Source organism: Acidovorax kalamii, assembly GCF_002245625.1.
Classification (GTDB): Bacteria; Pseudomonadota; Gammaproteobacteria; order Burkholderiales; family Burkholderiaceae_C; genus Acidovorax; species Acidovorax kalamii.
On sequence record NZ_NOIG01000008.1, the window covers coordinates 1 to 15,928 of the forward strand.

The window sequence follows — 15,928 nt, forward strand, 5'->3', positions numbered from 1 at the left end:
CTGCGTTTTGGCCAGGCCCTGCAGGCGCTGGCGCAGCACCTGCGCGCCTGCGCCGCACTCACCCGCCTGCCGCCAGATGCCGCCGCTGCGCAGTACGCAGACCAGGTGCGCGCGCTGGACGCCACGCTGCGCGCCCTGCATGGCGAGCCCGCCGCGCCTGCCATGCCGTCGGCGCAGTTGGCCCCACCGCTGCCCGCGCCGCGCCGCATCGACGGCACAGCCCTGGCCCTGGGCACCTCAGCCGGGGCCGCAGCGGGCGCTGCCGCCGGGGCCAAGGCGGGCGCACTGATCGACCTGGGCACGGGCGGCCTGACCCTGGGCGCAGGCACAGCCCTGGGCGCGCTGCTGGGCGGCACCACGGCCTGGGTGGTGCGATCGCTGCAGAAGAAAGACGAAGGGCGGCAGGACCTGCTGCAACACGCCGCCGAAGCGGCCTGCAGCCACTACCTTGCCATCGCCCACCAGCAGCGCATGCCGCCGGGCGATGCTGCCCCCAGGGCCGCGCGCTGGCACGCCGAGGTCACCGGCACGGTGGCCGCCCATGGCGCGGCGCTGGCTGCCGCGCTGCAGGACGGCCCAAACGCTGAGGCCCTGACGCCGCTGTTGCGCACGGTGCTGATGGGGATCCTTCAACGCAGTTGTGCGGCAGAGGGGGCTGGCGCCGCCCCCGCAAGCCCACCGGTGGTTTGACTAATGGCCTTTTTGGCCACTAACGCCTGTTGGTATTGCCTTGTTAGCTATCAAAACAGGAGTTATCCACTGCCTTTACGGGCAGGCCACCCGGGCCGCCTCAGTCTCCACGCGGGGGGCCGCAGCCGCCGCCGCAAACGCCATGGCCGGGGGCACGGTCACGGTGCGCAGCCGGTCGCCGTCGAGGCGGTATTCGTATTCACGCGTCGAGCCCACCATCTCGGTGCGAAAACTGCTGCTGGCCATGGTGGCCGCATACACCTGGGGCCGCACCACCTGGTAGCGGTAGGTGGTGGTGGACACACCGCTGGTGGTCTTGCAGACGGAGTCGAACTGGTCGTCCTTGAACTGCAGCGTGCAGCGGCCCGAGCTGTCTTCAGCCTTCTCGCCATCCGGCGTGTGCAGCACGATCTTGGTGGCGCGCCAGCAGCCAAGCAGGGCGGGATCGGGGGCGGCGGCATGGATGGCAGGGGCCCCGAGGGCCAGGGTCCAGAGGACAGAACGCAGATAGCTCGGCATGCGGAAGGGGCGGGCCCGCCAAGGGCACGCGGTCAGGCTGGGAAGGCCGCCATGGTAGGCGAAGCCGGGGAGGCCCCCTACAGGCAGGCGCCTATTCCACCGTCCACCGCGTCACGCGCGGCGGCGCATCGCCCACATGGAAGGCCAGCTTGCGGTCGCGCAGCGCCACGTCCGAGGCCGTCACGCGGTCAAACCGCCGCAGGTGCTCGGTCCACGACTCATCCTCGATGCGCTCCACATACCGCGCGGGCTGGCTGATGTCGTGCAGCAGCTGCCAGCCCAGGGCGCCCTGGCGCAGACGGCTGCGGCGGCTTTCCTGCATCACGGCGCGGAATTCGGCGGCGCGGGCGGGGTCGATGAAGTATTCGATGGTGACCACCAGGTGCCCCGATCCGGGCGGTGTGTCGGCCACCGGGGCCTTGAAGGCGCGTGAGGGGCTCAGGTCCTCCTCCATGCTGCGGTCGGCCACCAGGCGCTGCACCAGCAGCATGGCCACCACGCCGGTGGCGGCGGCAATGCCCAGGCTCACATGCACATCGGTGACCGTGGCCACCTGGCCCCACACGGCGGCGCCCAGCGCGGTGGCGCCCATGATGGACATCTGGTAGATGGACATGCCGCGCGCGCGCACCCAGTTGGGCAGCGCGAGCTGGGCCGACACGCTGAGCGAGTTGGCCGTGGTGATCCACGCCATGCCCGCCACGAACATCGCGGGCACGGCCACGTACACATTGGGCGCCACGGCCATCACGCCCGTGGCGGCGGCCTGCAGCGCCGTGCCGCGGATCACCAGCACATCGCGCGCCATGGCCTGGCGCAGGCGCGGCAGGAACATGGCCGCCGTGATGGCGCCCGCGCCCATGCTGGCCAGCAGCAGCGTGAAGGTGCCCGCGCCGCCGCCTTCGAGCCCCTTGGCGAGCAGCGGCAGCAGGGCCAGCAGCGCGGTGGCGTGCAGAAAGAAGATGGAGATGCGCCACAGCACGGCCCGCATGCGCGGCGACTGGCGCACAAACTGCAGGCCCACGCGCATGGCGCTGGTCAGCTTTTCGCGCCCCAGCGGGCTGGGCGTGTGCACCCGCTTCCAGCGCATGATGGTGAAGCCGGAAATGAGGGACAGCACGGCGTTGAGCACAAACACCCAGGCACTGCCCGCGCTGGCGATGATGGCGCCCGCCAGCAGAGGGCCGATGATGCGCGAGGCGTTCATGGCCACCCCGTTGAGTGCCAGCGCGGCGGGCAGCTGCGGGCGGCTGACCAGCTCGGGCACGATGGCCGCAAACACCGGCCAGCGCATGGCCAGGCCAATGCCGTTGGCAAAGGTCAGCGCCAGCAGCAGCGGCGCCGTCATGCCCCCGGCCAGGATGGCCACACACAGCACCAGCGCCACGGCCGCCACCCAGAACTGCGTGGCGATGAAGTAGCGGCGCCGGTCCAGGATGTCGGCCAGCGCGCCGCTGGGCAGGCCCAGCAGGAACACCGGCAGCGTGGAAGCGGTCTGCACCAGCGCCACCAGCACGGGCGAGGTGGTGAGCGTGGTCATGAGCCAGGCGGCCGCCACGTCGTTCATCCACATGCAGGTGTTGGCCGCCACCCAGGTGAGCCAGAGCATGCGGAACACGGGCACCGACAAGGGAGCAAACGGTGAGAGCGAAGCCGCCTGGTTCAGCGCCGCGCTGTCCCCCAACTGGGCGGCAACGGACTCTTCGGTGCCATGCGCCAGATCCGCACGCGCGGCACGGTCTGCAGCCGCATCGCTTTGCGGCGGGGCGCCCGGGCTCAGGTCCGGGGCATCAGGGGAGGGCGGGGGCGCAACGCTGCGCGTGCTTTCGTGGGACGGCAATGGCGGCATGTCTGCGCATTGTGCGACGGTTGGCGCGGCCGTGGTGGCCCAGCGCCCAATAGCCCACTGCGGGCCTGCGCCAAACATCGCGCCTTTTCACGTCTCGTCACGCCGCATCGGTCGGCGCAGCCGGGGCCTGGTGGCCCGCCTGTTTGGTTTGCCGCAGCAGCAGCCAGGCCATGAGTCCGAGTGCCGCCACGCCCGCCAGCAGCACGCCCCACAGCACGGCGCTGCGCGTGGAGATACCGCCGCTGGCCGCCGCAGCGGGCACCATCGCGCCGTCTGCGGGCTGGCCGCCGGTGATGTCGGCCCGGGCCACATCGGCCAGCGCCACGGGCAGCTGGTTCTCCTTCGCGGGCTGGTAGCCCGGCACCAGGCTGGCCAGGGGCAGGAAGGCGCTGGCCGCCGCCGTGGCCCCGGGCAGCCCGGCCGCCAGCGTGAAGGGCCCCTGTCCGCTGGCCAGGAACACCAGCTGCGCGGGCTCGAACTGCAGCGCCAAAGCGGGCGCGGCAGCAAAACCGGGGGTCTTGGGGTCGGCTTCGATCTTGATCTCGCGCACCGAGGCGCCGCCCAGCTCCACGGGCCCGCTGGCCTGCTCCTTGCCGCCGGTTGCCATCTTGTAGACCACGGCACTGGCCAGTGGCGACCAGGGCTGCTCGCGGTGGTTGCGGCCCAGCACGCGCACCGGAATCAGCACATTGCTGCCGGGCGGCGTGATGGCGAGCGCGGCGACCGGCGTGGCAAACGGCAGCGCAAACACCAGCTCGCGCGGGTTGGCCAGGGCGGGCGCGGCCATGCTGGCGCTGACGCGCTCGCGCGGGCCCGTGCTGCGCGCGGTGGCCAGCGCGGCGCCACGCAGGGTGACTGCAGCGTCGCCCCAGGTCACGCGCAGGTAGTGGCCCTTCAGATCGGCGCGCTGCAGGTCGATCTGCTCGTTTCCCAGGCGGCCTGGCGCAGTGGACACCGTGGGTGCCGCTGCAGCGTCGGCACGGTAGAGCACGGTCTCGGTCAGCGGCTGCCAATGTTTGAGGTCCTTGCTGGCCTGCACCCGGAACGTCACGGGCTGGCCCGCAGGCAGATCGGCGTCCAGGGCTATGCGGGCCACGGGCAGCTGCACATTGCGCGCGTCGAGCAGCGCGCCGCGCACGGCTTGCGGGGTGGCAGGGCCTGCCGTGGTGGTCGTGGCGGCCGTGTCGATCTGCACCACACGCTGGCCCTGGCGCTCCTCGATGCGCAGCGACAGCCCCTCCAGCCCGGCCGTGCCCGTGCTGGCGGCGCCCAGGATGGGATACGCGGGTAGGGTCACCGATTCCTCGGGCGCGCTGGCCGCCGCCACACCGGCCAGGGCCATCGGCACGGGCTGGCCCGCGCCGTTGAAGAGGCGCACATCGGCATAGCCCGGGCTTTGCAGGCGCACCAGCACCTCGGCGGGCAGCATCACGCGCTGCAGCGGCGCATCGGCCGCGAGCGTGACGGGGATGCGGATGGCGTAGGCCGCAGGGCTGTTGGCATCGGCCGCCGCCTGGGCCACACCGGCGCACAGGGATAGGGCGGCTGCGGCCAGCACTAGGGGCAGGTTCAGGGCGACAGGCTTCTTCATGGCAGTGTCTCTGGTTGCGACGGCGCCAGCGGTGGCGCGGCAGGCTCCGCAGGGGCGGCTGCCTTGGGTGGCAACTTGGGAGTTAACTTGGGCGGTAAAGGCGCAAAGTAGCCCACCACCAGCATGAGCACGCCCACGGCGATAAAGGCAATGATGCGTTCGGCCCCCCCCGCGTTGGACAGATCGATCAGCAGCAGCTTGACCACCACCACGCCCAGCAGGCACGCGCCCACCAGCCACAACGGCCGCTGCGCACGGCGGTGCGCCAGCACCATCATGGTAAGTGCCAGCAGCGTCCACAGGATGGCGTAGCCGGTCTGCACCACAAAGCTGTTGAACAGCGCCGAGGCATCCCAGCGCACGCCAAAGAAGTGGTGGGCTACCCGCAGCCACACGGTGTTGATCACGATGAACGCGAGCAGCGCCAAGGCCACCAGCGCATGGCGCCCGGTGACCCCGCCCGAGCGGACCGGGGGCGGCAGCGCTGCGAGCAGCACCCGCCGCCAGAACACCAGACCGCCCAGCGCGAGCGCGAGCGTGAGGTCGGTGGGGTTAAGCAAAGGGATGTAAGGCAGCGGCGCCGTGTGTCCGGACGAATGCACGGCGGCCAGCAGCGCGCCCCCGAACACCAGCACCGCAAGAGGCAGAGCCGCCAACCAGTAGTAGGCCTCGGCATGGGGGTTCAACGGCCAGGGCAGCGCCGCGCGTGCCGCAGGCTGGTTGCCACGGCCCGCCCAGAGCGCGAGCAGCATCAGCACCGCAATCGCGCTGACCAGCAGGACCACACCGGCCCACGAGGTGCGCCACAGCTCGGCCTTGCCAATGCCGGACCAGAGGCAGTCGGCCAGCAGCAAGGTCACCAGCCAGGCCGTGGCGGCGTGGAACCAACCGAAGCGCGGCGCGCTGTGGGCGGACGGGCCCTCAGCGCCCGCCGCCTGCCAGCGATCGGTCTGCCACAGCATCCACCCATGCAGCGCCAGCACGATGGGCCACACGGCCCAGGCGGGCGTAGTCAGCACGCGGTGGCCGTCCACCACCTGCGCGACAAAACCCAGCGCCAGCACGCCGATGGTGGCGCGCGCAGGCCAGGTGGCCACGGCCCAGCGCGTGCGCAGGCCGAGCACCATCGACAGCGCGGCGCTGAGCACCACGGCCAGCATGCCCAGCAGTTCGGCAACGCGGCCCGAGAACACCGGGACGGGCCACTGATTCGCCTCGGTGGCTGGCACGCTGCGCGTGATCTCCAGCCACCAGGCCAGGCACCAGAAGACAAAGCCGTAGAGGTAGGCCGGGTTGGGCAGCAGCACCTCCACCCGGGCATAGCCCTGGGCCCAGGCCGAACCGCTGTGGGGCAGCGGCTGGCGCAGCCACCAGGCCAGCAGCAGCGCGGGCAACGCAATCAGCATCGCGCCCAGGAAGGCCGGGTTGGCCAGCGGCAGGGGCGAGACCTGCAGGCCACCACCGTCCACGCCACCCATGAACGCCAGCATGGCCACGACCTGCAGCACCAGGCCAAAGGCACGCGGCATCCAGCGCGCCTGGCGCATGCCGACCCAGAAGGCGCCCGCGCCTTCGAGCGCCCACACCGCCGAGGTCCACTGCGCATCCAGCGCCAGCGGCACGGCCAGCGTGGCAAAACCCACGCCGATGGCAATGAAACATTCGGTGAGCAGGCGCCAGCTGGCTTGCGCGCGGCGCGCCAGCATGGTCGCGGTCAGCAGGTAGACCGCCGCAAAGGCGAGTGCCGAGAAGGCCGCGCCCAGCTCAAACGGCTGCACCAGCCCGGCCTGCAGCCCAAAGCCCACCAGCGGCGTGCCGAAGACCAGCATGCTGTCCACCGTCTTGCCCAGCTTCGTGGGCGTGTTGCGCGCATAGAGGATGGCTGTGAACAAGTAGATCAGCACAAAGCCAGCGAGAAAGGGCTGCGTGCTGGCGTAGTGATCGGGCACATATTTGAGCGCCCCCCAGGCCGTGGCCACGCCGAAGGTGGCGACAAAACCCACCACGTTGAGCACGCGCCAGGAGCGCTTGTGGGCGATGAAGAGAATCGCCAGGTTGAGCAGGGTGTAGTAGCTGAACAGGCCCACGTGGCTGCCCTGGCCTGTGGACAGCAGGATGGGCGCAGCGAAGCCGCCGGCGAACGCCGCCACCGCGAGCGCGCGCGAATCCTGCAGCAGCGCCAGCGCACAGCTGGCCGCGCAGACCGCGATCATCAGCCCGAAGGCCCAGAGCGGCGGCAGCAGCCCATAGAGCCGGAAGGCCGCAAACACGGTGAGGTACATCACCGCCACGCCGCCGCCCTGCAGGGCCAGCGCAAAGCCGGGTTTGTCGGTGCGCTTGCGGAAACCCACCCCCAGCAGCGCAATGCCCACCGCTGCAACCGCCGCCAGGCGGAACTCCACCGGCAACAGCCCTGCCGAGGCGGCGTAGCGCGCAAGGAAGGACAGGCCGATGAACAGAATCACCAGGCCCACACGCACGATGGTGTTGCCGCCCAGGAGCCAGTTCTTGGCTGCAAGCACGGCCAGCTCGACGGGGTTGGGTTGGGCGGGCTGGGTTGTTGTCTTCCGGGACTCGGCGAGCGCAGCAGGCGCGTCAGGCGCATCCATGCGGGCGGCTACCGGGGCCGCCGCCGGGGCCACCGACGGGACGCGCGGCAGGCCTTGGGACGTGAGTTCGCCAGTCCAGAAAGCGTCGTCCGCATCCCGGGGGTTGTCGCTGGGGGTAGGTGGTGAAGGGGGTGCGTGTGGCACGGGCCCTTGCGGCACGGGCGCCGCCGCCTCAGGCCGGTCTTCGGCAACCGCCGCCGCCTGCGGTGCCCGCGTGGGCTGGGCGGTGGCCTTGGTGGCGTGCGCCTGCAGCTCGGTGCGGATGGCCGAGCGGATCGCCCAGCGCAGCGACAGCCCGGCGAAAAAGCCCAGAATGCCGCCCACAAACGGCCCGAAATCGCCGTAGCCGCCGAACCACGAGCCCAGCACCGCGCCCCAGAAAATGCCCCAGATGATCATGCCGCCCTCGCCCTCTTTTTTAGGCTCCGGTCGGCAGGCCCTGGGGCTTTGCGCGAAAGGAGCCGTCGTATTGGTAGACCCACCGGCAACCGCTCGCGCAGCCGCCTTGCGAACCAACACCCCGGTCAGGGACACGAGGTGCAGGGCCTTGCAGGCGCGTGGCGGAGAGGTTGCGTGCGGCAGCTTGGCAGCCCCGCTGTGGTTCCGCAGGCTTATACAGCACACCCTGCGCAGGAACCATGCCCTAACGCCTTGTTACCTTGCTGCAGGGCGCCCAGCCACATCGCGCCCCTTGCCCCGGGAGGGGCTTGTGCTGCCCGGATTTGAGGCCAAAACTGGCCTCTGCGCCCGTCCATCAAGCCACAATAGCTATTAAATTAGTAGCAATTATCCTTTAACCCGCGCCAGGTGCGTGAGTGGCAGCGCCCCACTGGCCTTCACCTCGCCCAGCGAGAAGCTGGTGTGCATGTCTTTCACATTGGGCAGGTTCAGCAGCACGTCGCGCGCGAACTGCGAAAAGCTGTCCAGGTCGCGCGCCACCACCTGCAGTTCGAAGGTGCCGGTGCCGCTGATGTAGTGGCAGGACACGACCTCGGGGATCTGGCGAATGGCTTCCTCCATCTTGCGTGTGAGGTTGCCGGTGCTGCGGTCGGCATCGAGCCGCACAAAGGCCAGCACCCCCAGCCCAATCTTGTGCCGGTCGATCTCGGCGCGGTAGCCCTTGATGAAGCCTTGCTCCTCCAGGGCCCGCACGCGGCGCCAGCAGGGCGCGGCCGACAGGCCCACGCGCTGGGCCAGCTCGGCATTCGTCAGGCGCGCGTCAGCCTGCAGCTCGTTGAGGATGGCGATATCGAATTTGTCGAGAGTGTTCACAAAATGGCGGAAAAGAGAAAGATCCTTTCTCAGAATAGCCTAAACACGGCACACAAAGCAAAGACATATCAGCGGCGCAGACATACACTTACCTCCACATTGGAGCCGCCGCCCTAAACGGGCGGATGGCTCCTGCCCCACCGGCCCACAAGGCCCGGCCCCACAAAGAAGCCATTGGAGACATAGCCATGAATGCCCCGTTGCCCGAATCCGTCCGCAAGGCGCTGGAAACCGTCACGCTCGACGACAAATATTCCCTGGACCACGGCCGGGCCTTCATGAGCGGGGTGCAGGCCCTGGTGCGCCTGCCCATGCTGCAGCGCCAGCGCGATGCCGTGGCCGGGCTGAACACGGCGGGTTTCATCAGCGGCTACCGGGGCTCCCCGCTGGGCACGTATGACCAGGCGCTCTGGGCGGCCAAGAAGCACCTGGCGGCCAACAACATCGTCTTCCAACCCGGTGTGAACGAAGAACTGGGCGCCACGGCCGTGTGGGGCACGCAGCAGCTCGACCTGTACCCGCAGAGCAAGAAGTTCGACGGCGTGTTCGGCATCTGGTACGGCAAGGGCCCGGGCGTGGACCGCTGCTCGGACGTGTTCAAGCACGCCAACATGGCGGGCACCGCCAAGCACGGCGGCGTGATCGCGATTGCGGGCGACGACCACATCAGCAAGAGCAGCACGGCCGCACACCAGAGCGACCACATCTTCAAGGCCTGCGGCACGCCGGTGTTCTTCCCGAGCAGCGTGCAAGAGATTCTGGACATGGGCCTGCACGCGTTTGCCATGAGCCGCTTCTCGGGCGTGTGGTCGGGCATGAAGACCATTCAGGAGGTGGTGGAGTCGTCGAGCAGCATCAACATCGATCCGGACCGCGTGAAGATCATCCTGCCCGAGGACTTCGTGATGCCGCCCGGCGGCCTGCATATCCGCTGGCCCGACGCGCCGCTGGAGCAGGAAGCGCGCCTGATGGACTACAAGTGGTACGCGGCCCTGGCGTACATCCGCGCCAACAAGCTCAACTACAACGTGGTGCAAGGCCCGCAGGACCGCTTCGGCATCATCGCCAGCGGCAAGGCCTACAACGACATGCGCCAGGCGCTGGTGGACCTGGGCCTGGACGACGACACCTGCCGCCAGCTGGGCATCCGCGTGCACAAGGTCAATGTGGTGTGGCCGCTCGAAGCCACCATCACCCGCGACTTTGCGCAGGGCCTGCAAGAGATTCTGGTGGTCGAGGAAAAGCGCCAAGTCATCGAATACCAGCTGAAAGAAGAGCTGTACAACTGGCGCCCCGATGTGCGCCCCAATGTGCTGGGCAAATTCGATGAGCCCGAGGGCGATGCGACGGGCGGCGAGTGGAGCATGCCCAACCCCAGCCAGAACTGGCTGCTGCGCGCCAAGGCCGACCTCACGCCGGCCATCATCGCCAAGGCCATCGCCAAGCGCCTGAAGAAGCTGGGCGTGCCGGACGACGTGGTGGCCCGCATGGACGCACGCCTGGCCGTGATTGAGGCCGCCGAGCGCGGCATGGCCGAGCTGAAAGTGGAAACCGGCGACCGCACGCCCTGGTTCTGCAGCGGCTGCCCGCACAACACCAGCACCCGCGTGCCCGAAGGCTCGCGCGCCGTGGCCGGCATTGGCTGCCACTACATGGTCAACTGGATGCCGGACCGCAAGACCAGCACCTTCACGCAGATGGGCGGCGAGGGCGTGACCTGGGTGGGCCAGCAGCCCTTCACCACCGACGCGCACATCTTTGCCAACCTGGGCGACGGCACCTACTTCCACAGCGGCCTGCTGGCCATCCGCCAGAGCATCGCGGCGGGCGTGAACATCACCTACAAGGTGCTCTACAACGATGCGGTGGCGATGACCGGCGGCCAGACCGTGGGTGAGCGGCCCGAGGGCCACTCGGTGCTGCAGATCATGAACAGCCTGAAGTCCGAGGGCGTGGCCAAGCTGATCATCGTGACCGATGAGCCGCAGAAGTACGACGGCGTGGCGCTGGCCGAGGGCGTGACGGTGCACCACCGCGACGAACTCGACACGCTGCAGCGCCAGTTCCGCGAGATCAAGGGCTGCACGGTCATCATCTACGACCAGACCTGCGCCACCGAAAAGCGCCGCCGCCGCAAGCGCGGCACCCTGGCCACGCCCGACAAGACCGTGGTCATCAACGAGCTGGTGTGCGAGGGCTGCGGCGACTGCTCGACCAAGTCCAACTGCCTCTCCGTGGAGCCGGTGGAGACCGAATTCGGCCGCAAGCGCCGCATCAACCAGAGCACCTGCAACAAGGATTATTCCTGCGTCAACGGCTTCTGCCCGAGCTTTGTGACGGTGGAAGGCGGCAAGCTCAAGAAGCCCAAGAAGGAGAAGAAGGGCGACCTCTCGTCGCTGCCCAACATCCCCGAGCCCGTGCTGCCCGTGGCCGAAAGCGCCTGGGGCATCGTGGTCGGCGGCGTGGGCGGCACGGGCGTGATCACCATCGGCTCGCTGCTGGGCATGGCCGCGCACCTGGACGGCAAGGGCGTGATCACGCAGGACGCCGGGGGGCTGGCCCAGAAGGGCGGCGCTACCTGGAGCCACATCCAGATCGCCAACCGGCCCGACGCCATCTACACCACCAAGGTCGATACCGCCAAGGCCGACCTGGTGATCGGCTGCGACGCCATCGTGGCCGCGCACAAGTACACCCTGGCCGTGATGCAGCCCGGCCGCACCTTTGTGGCGCTCAACACCCACAGCACGCCCACGGCAGCGTTTGTGAACAACCCGGACTGGCAGTTCCCTGGCGGCAACTGCGATGCAGCCATTGCCACCGCCGTGGGCGCGGGTGGCGTCGGCAGCTTCGATGCCGAACAGGTGGCCACCCAGCTGCTGGGCGACAGCATCTATACCAACCCGCTGATGCTGGGCTACGCCTGGCAAAAGGGCCGCGTGCCGCTCACCCACGCATCACTGATGCGCGCCATGGAATTGAACGGCGTGCAGGTCGAGAACAACAAGGCCGCCTTTGAATGGGGCCGTCGCTGCGCGCACGACCTGGCGGCCGTGCAGGCCTTGTTCCAGGCGGCGCAGGTGATCCAGTTCGTGAAGAAACCTTCGCTGGCCGAGATGGTGGCCAAGCGCGTCGAGTTCCTCACCGGCTACCAGAACGCGGCCTACGCCTCTGAGTACCAGGCCTTCGTCGAAAAGGTGAAGGCAGCGGAAGCGAAACTGGGCACCAGCACGAAGTTGTCCGAGGCCGTGGCCCGCTACCTGTTCAAGCTCATGGCCTACAAGGACGAGTACGAGGTGGCGCGCCTGCACACCGACCAGGCCTTCACCGACAAGATCGCCAACATGTTCGAAGGCGACTACAAGCTGGTGCACCACCTCGCGCCACCCCTGACCGCCAAGAAGAACGACAAGGGTGAGCTGGTCAAGCAGCCCTTCGGCCCCTGGATGCGAAGCGCGTTCGGCCTACTGGCCAAGATGAAGGGCCTGCGCGGCACGGCACTGGACATCTTCGGCAAGACCGAGGAGCGCCGCATGGAGCGCGCGCTGATCGTCGAGTACCGCGCCTGCATCGACGAGCTGCTGGCCCGCCTGAACACCGACAACCTGGCCCTGGCCGTGGAGATCGCGCGCATCCCCGAAGAGATCCGCGGCTACGGCCATGTGAAGGAGCGCCACCTGAAAGCGGCGCGTCCCAAGTGGGACGGCCTGATGGCCCAGTGGCGCAGCGGCAAGGCGGCGACCGGCCAGCGCCAGGCGGCTTGAAGTTCTGCGAACCAGCAGCACCTTGAAGGAGAAAGCCCGCGCTTGCGCGGGCTTTTTACTATCAAAAACATAGCTACCTGCGCTCATCAAATGTGCGCAGAAGCCGATTTTTGATGGATTTTTCGCCCCCTGTCTGCCGCACCTGTGTGCCTGGGCAAACACCCGCCGCAGGCCTGGGTCTTACCCCTTGGGGCGCGGGCAGGGCGCCGCATACAATGTCCTGTTCCGCCCTGGCGGGCGCTTTGGCGCTGGCCGTTGGCGGTTTTTGTGTATTTTGACCATCCGTTGTGGAGTCCAGTCCGTGTTTATTTCTTCCGCTTTTGCCCAAACCGCACCTGCCGCAGCCGCTGGTGGCGGTGACATGATGTCCACGCTCACGGGCATGCTGCCCCTGGTGCTCATGTTTGTGGTGCTGTACTTCGTCATGATCCGCCCCCAGATGAAGCGCCAGAAGGAACACCGCGCCATGATCGACGCCATCGCCAAGGGCGATGAAGTGGCCACCGCCGGGGGCATTCTGGGCAAGGTGACTCGCCTGTCCGAGGGCTTCCTGCACATCGAGATCGCCAGCAACGTGGAAGTGCAGATCCAGCGCAGCGCCGTGGTGCAGGTCCTGCCCAAGGGCTCCGTCAAGTAATCAATGAACAGCCCCTGCGGGCGCTGCACACCGCCTCCCGTCGCTCGCGCTGCGTGCAGACCGGGTGACGGCGGGGCCAGCGCAGCGGGGCGGCCCTTGCACGGCATCGGCTGGCAGGGCGTGGAAAAGGCGTAAACATGAACCGTTATCCGGTCTGGAAGTACGCGATCCTGGTGATCGTGCTGCTGGTGGGGGCCTTGTACACCCTGCCCAATTTCTTTGGCGAAGCCCCTGCCGTACAGGTGTCATCGGCCAAAGCCACCGTCAAGGTGGACACCGCCGTGCAGCAGCGGGTGGAAGAGGCCCTCAAGGCCGCTGGCGTCACGCCCGACTTTGTGGCGCTGGAAGGCAACTCGGTGCGTGCGCGCTTTGACACGCCCGACACCCAGCTCAAGGCCAAGGACGCCATCCAGAAGGCCCTGGTGCCCGATGCCAACGACGCCTCGTACATCGTGGCGCTGAACCTGGTGTCGCGCTCGCCGCTGTGGCTCAAGGCCCTGCACGCCAACCCCATGTACCTGGGCCTGGACCTGCGTGGCGGTGTGCACTTCATGCTGCAGGTGGACATGCAGGCCGCGCTGACCAAGAAGGCCGAGTCGTATGCCGGTGACATCCGCACCGCGCTGCGCGACAAGAGCATCCGCCACGGTGGCATCAGCCGCGAAGGCCAGAACATCGACATCAAGGTGCGCGACGAAGCCACGCTCACAGCCACCCGCAACCTGATTGCCGACCAGTTCACCGACCTGCAGGTCACCAGCACGCCCGAAGGCACCGAATTCAAGCTGCGCGCCTCCATCAAGCCCGAGGCCACACGCCGCGTGCAGGAGCAGGCCCTCAAGCAGAACATCGTCACGCTGCACAACCGGATCAACGAACTGGGCGTGGCCGAGCCGGTGATCCAGCAGCAGGGCCTGGACCGCATCGTGGTGCAGCTGCCCGGCGTGCAGGACACTGCCAAGGCCAAGGACATTCTGGGCCGCACCGCCACGCTGGAAGTGCGCCTGGTGGACGAGGGCACCGAAGCCCGTGCTGCAGAAACCGGCCGCGGCCCGGTGCCGTTTGGCTCCGAGCGCTATCTGGAACGCAGCGGCCAGCCCGTGATCGTGAAGAAGCAGGTCATCCTGACCGGCGAGAACCTGACCGACGCCCAGCCCGGCTTTGACGGCCAGACGCAGGAACCCACGGTGAACCTCACGCTGGACGCCAAGGGCTCGCGCATCTTCAAGGACATCACGCGCGAGAACATCGGCAAGCGCATGGCCATCGTGCTGTTCGAAAAGGGCAAGGGCGAAGTGGTCACGGCCCCCGTGATCCGCAGCGAAATCGGCGGTGGCCGCGTGCAGATCTCCGGCCGCATGACCACGGCCGAGGCCAATGACACCGCGCTGCTGCTGCGCGCCGGTTCGCTGGCTGCGCCCATGGAAATCATCGAGGAATACACCATCGGCCCCAGCCTGGGCGCCGACAACATCGAGCGCGGCATCCACAGCGTGGTCTGGGGCATGGTGGCGATTGCCGTCTTCATGTGCATCTACTACGCACTGTTCGGCGTGTTCTCTACCGTGGCACTGGCCGTAAACGTGCTGCTGCTGCTGGCCATCCTGTCCATGCTGCAGGCCACGCTGACCTTGCCCGGCATTGCCGCCATGGCGCTGGCACTGGGGGTAGCCATCGACTCCAACGTGCTGATCAACGAACGCATCCGCGAGGAGCTGCGCGACGGGGTCTCGCCGCAGGCGGCCATCCACGCGGGTTATGAACGCGCCTGGGCCACCATCCTGGACTCGAACGTGACCACGCTGATCGCGGGCCTGGCGCTGCTGGCTTTCGGCTCCGGCCCGGTGCGCGGCTTTGCCGTGGTGCACTGCATCGGCATCCTGACCAGCATGTTCTCGGCCGTGTTCTTCTCGCGTGGCCTGGTGAACCTGTGGTACGGCCGCCAGAAGAAGCTCAAGAGCGTGTCGATCGGCCAGGTGTGGAAGCCCGACGCCGGTACCTCCGTGACCAAGACGAACTAAAGGAGGAAGACCATGGAATTCTTCCGCATCCGAAAAGACATCCCCTTCATGAAGCACGCGTTGGTCTTCAACGCGATTTCCTTCATCACCTTCGCACTGGCCGTGTTCTTCCTGGTCACGCGCGGACTGCACCTGTCGGTGGAGTTCACGGGCGGCACCGTGATGGAAGTGGCCTACAGCCAGCCCGCCGAACTGGCCAAGGTCCGCGAGACCGTCTCCGGCCTGGGCTATACCGACGTGCAGGTGCAGAACTTCGGCACGGCGCGCGACGTGATGATCCGCCTGCCCGTGCAGAAGGGCGTGACCTCTGCGCAGCAAAGCGAGCAGGTTCTGGGCGCCCTGAAGGCGGCAGACCCCGAAGTCACGCTGCGCCGCACCGAATTTGTGGGACCGCAGGTGGGCGAGGAGCTGGTGCATGGCGGCCTCATGGCGCTGGCCATGGTGGTCGTGGGCATCGTGATCTACCTGGCCTTCCGCTTCGAGTGGAAGTTCGGCGTGGCAGCCATCATTGCCAACCTGCACGACGTGGTGATCATCCTGGGCTTCTTCGCGTTCTTCCAGTGGGAGTTCTCGCTGGCCGTGCTGGCGGGCGTGCTGGCCGTGCTGGGCTACTCGGTCAACGAGTCGGTGGTGATCTTCGACCGGATCCGCGAGGCTTTCCGCAGGTACCGCAAGATGACCACCCACGAGGTGATCGACCACGCCATCACCAGCACGATGAGCCGCACGATCATCACCCACGCCTCGACCGAAGCAATGGTGCTGTCGATGCTCTTTTTTGGGGGCCCCAGCCTGCACTACTTCGCGATGGCGCTGACCATCGGGATTCTGTTCGGCATCTATTCCTCGGTGTTTGTCGCGGCCGCCATCGCCATGTGGCTCGGGGTCAAGCGCGAGGATCTTGTCAAGCCTGCCAAAAAGGAAGGGGATCCCAACGATCCCCACGCCGGAGCGACCGTTTGACCCGCTAATATCT

At 67.9% G+C, this 15,928-nt stretch carries 10 protein-coding genes; 5 read left to right on the plus strand and 5 right to left on the minus strand.

The genetic code is table 11. The annotated features are described in order from the left end of the window. On the plus strand, positions 1–690 hold a 690-nt coding region (locus CBY09_RS11465; RefSeq protein ID WP_133066281.1), incomplete at its 5' end, for a DUF3482 domain-containing protein. A 75-nt stretch (positions 691–765) separates the two neighbouring features. Here CBY09_RS11465 and CBY09_RS11470 read toward each other — a convergent pair. The 5 genes from CBY09_RS11470 to CBY09_RS11490 form a co-directional block, all read right to left on the minus strand. Continuing rightward, positions 766–1,209: a hypothetical protein gene (locus CBY09_RS11470; RefSeq protein WP_240515689.1), complete on the minus strand. Its 444-nt coding sequence runs from the start codon at positions 1,207–1,209 to the stop codon at positions 766–768. A 91-nt stretch (positions 1,210–1,300) separates the two neighbouring features. After that, a complete protein-coding gene (locus tag CBY09_RS11475; protein ID WP_094290183.1) occupies positions 1,301–3,058 on the minus strand; it encodes an MFS transporter in 1,758 nt (585 codons plus the stop codon). Between the two features lie 97 nt (positions 3,059–3,155). Beyond that, positions 3,156–4,649 carry a DUF3999 domain-containing protein gene (locus tag CBY09_RS11480; RefSeq protein WP_094289641.1) on the minus strand — a complete coding sequence of 498 codons (1,494 nt, stop codon included), beginning with the start codon at positions 4,647–4,649 and terminating at the stop codon, positions 3,156–3,158. After that, positions 4,646–7,657: a DUF2339 domain-containing protein gene (locus tag CBY09_RS11485; RefSeq protein WP_094289643.1), complete on the minus strand. Its 3,012-nt coding sequence runs from the start codon at positions 7,655–7,657 to the stop codon at positions 4,646–4,648. The genes CBY09_RS11480 and CBY09_RS11485 overlap by 4 nt, the downstream gene beginning before the upstream one ends. A gap of 387 nt (positions 7,658–8,044) precedes the next feature. Continuing rightward, positions 8,045–8,530, minus strand: a complete 486-nt coding sequence (locus CBY09_RS11490; RefSeq protein WP_094289647.1) for an Lrp/AsnC family transcriptional regulator — start codon at positions 8,528–8,530, stop codon at positions 8,045–8,047. 188 nt (positions 8,531–8,718) lie between these two features. Between CBY09_RS11490 and CBY09_RS11495 the strand changes: the two genes are divergently transcribed. The 4 genes from CBY09_RS11495 to secF all read left to right on the plus strand — a co-directional run bounded on the left by CBY09_RS11495 (position 8,719) and on the right by secF (position 15,915). Then, complete coding sequence (locus tag CBY09_RS11495; protein WP_094289649.1) at positions 8,719–12,294, plus strand: indolepyruvate ferredoxin oxidoreductase family protein; 3,576 nt, start codon at positions 8,719–8,721, stop codon at positions 12,292–12,294. A gap of 301 nt (positions 12,295–12,595) precedes the next feature. Next, the gene (yajC, locus tag CBY09_RS11500) at positions 12,596–12,931 is read left to right on the plus strand and encodes a preprotein translocase subunit YajC (protein WP_094289651.1); all 336 of its coding nucleotides are present in this window, start codon (positions 12,596–12,598) and stop codon (positions 12,929–12,931) included. 137 nt (positions 12,932–13,068) lie between these two features. Continuing rightward, a complete protein-coding gene (gene secD, locus CBY09_RS11505) occupies positions 13,069–14,952 on the plus strand; it encodes a protein translocase subunit SecD (protein ID WP_094289653.1) in 1,884 nt (627 codons plus the stop codon). A gap of 12 nt (positions 14,953–14,964) precedes the next feature. Then, positions 14,965–15,915 carry a protein translocase subunit SecF gene (secF, locus tag CBY09_RS11510; RefSeq protein WP_094289655.1) on the plus strand — a complete coding sequence of 317 codons (951 nt, stop codon included), beginning with the start codon at positions 14,965–14,967 and terminating at the stop codon, positions 15,913–15,915. Positions 15,916–15,928: the final 13 nt, after the last annotated feature.

Excerpts from the sequence above, each read along its gene's own strand:
- CBY09_RS11470 (WP_240515689.1), bottom strand. The coding sequence starts at position 1,209 with ATGCCGAGCTATCTGCGTTCTGTCCTCTGGACCCTGGCCCTCGGGGCC.
- CBY09_RS11475 (WP_094290183.1), bottom strand. The coding sequence starts at position 3,058 with ATGCCGCCATTGCCGTCCCACGAAAGCACGCGCAGCGTTGCGCCCCCG.
- CBY09_RS11480 (WP_094289641.1), bottom strand. The coding sequence starts at position 4,649 with ATGAAGAAGCCTGTCGCCCTGAACCTGCCCCTAGTGCTGGCCGCAGCC.
- CBY09_RS11485 (WP_094289643.1), bottom strand. The coding sequence starts at position 7,657 with ATGATCATCTGGGGCATTTTCTGGGGCGCGGTGCTGGGCTCGTGGTTC.
- CBY09_RS11495 (WP_094289649.1), top strand. The coding sequence starts at position 8,719 with ATGAATGCCCCGTTGCCCGAATCCGTCCGCAAGGCGCTGGAAACCGTC.
- secD (WP_094289653.1), top strand. The coding sequence starts at position 13,069 with ATGAACCGTTATCCGGTCTGGAAGTACGCGATCCTGGTGATCGTGCTG.
- secF (WP_094289655.1), top strand. The coding sequence starts at position 14,965 with ATGGAATTCTTCCGCATCCGAAAAGACATCCCCTTCATGAAGCACGCG.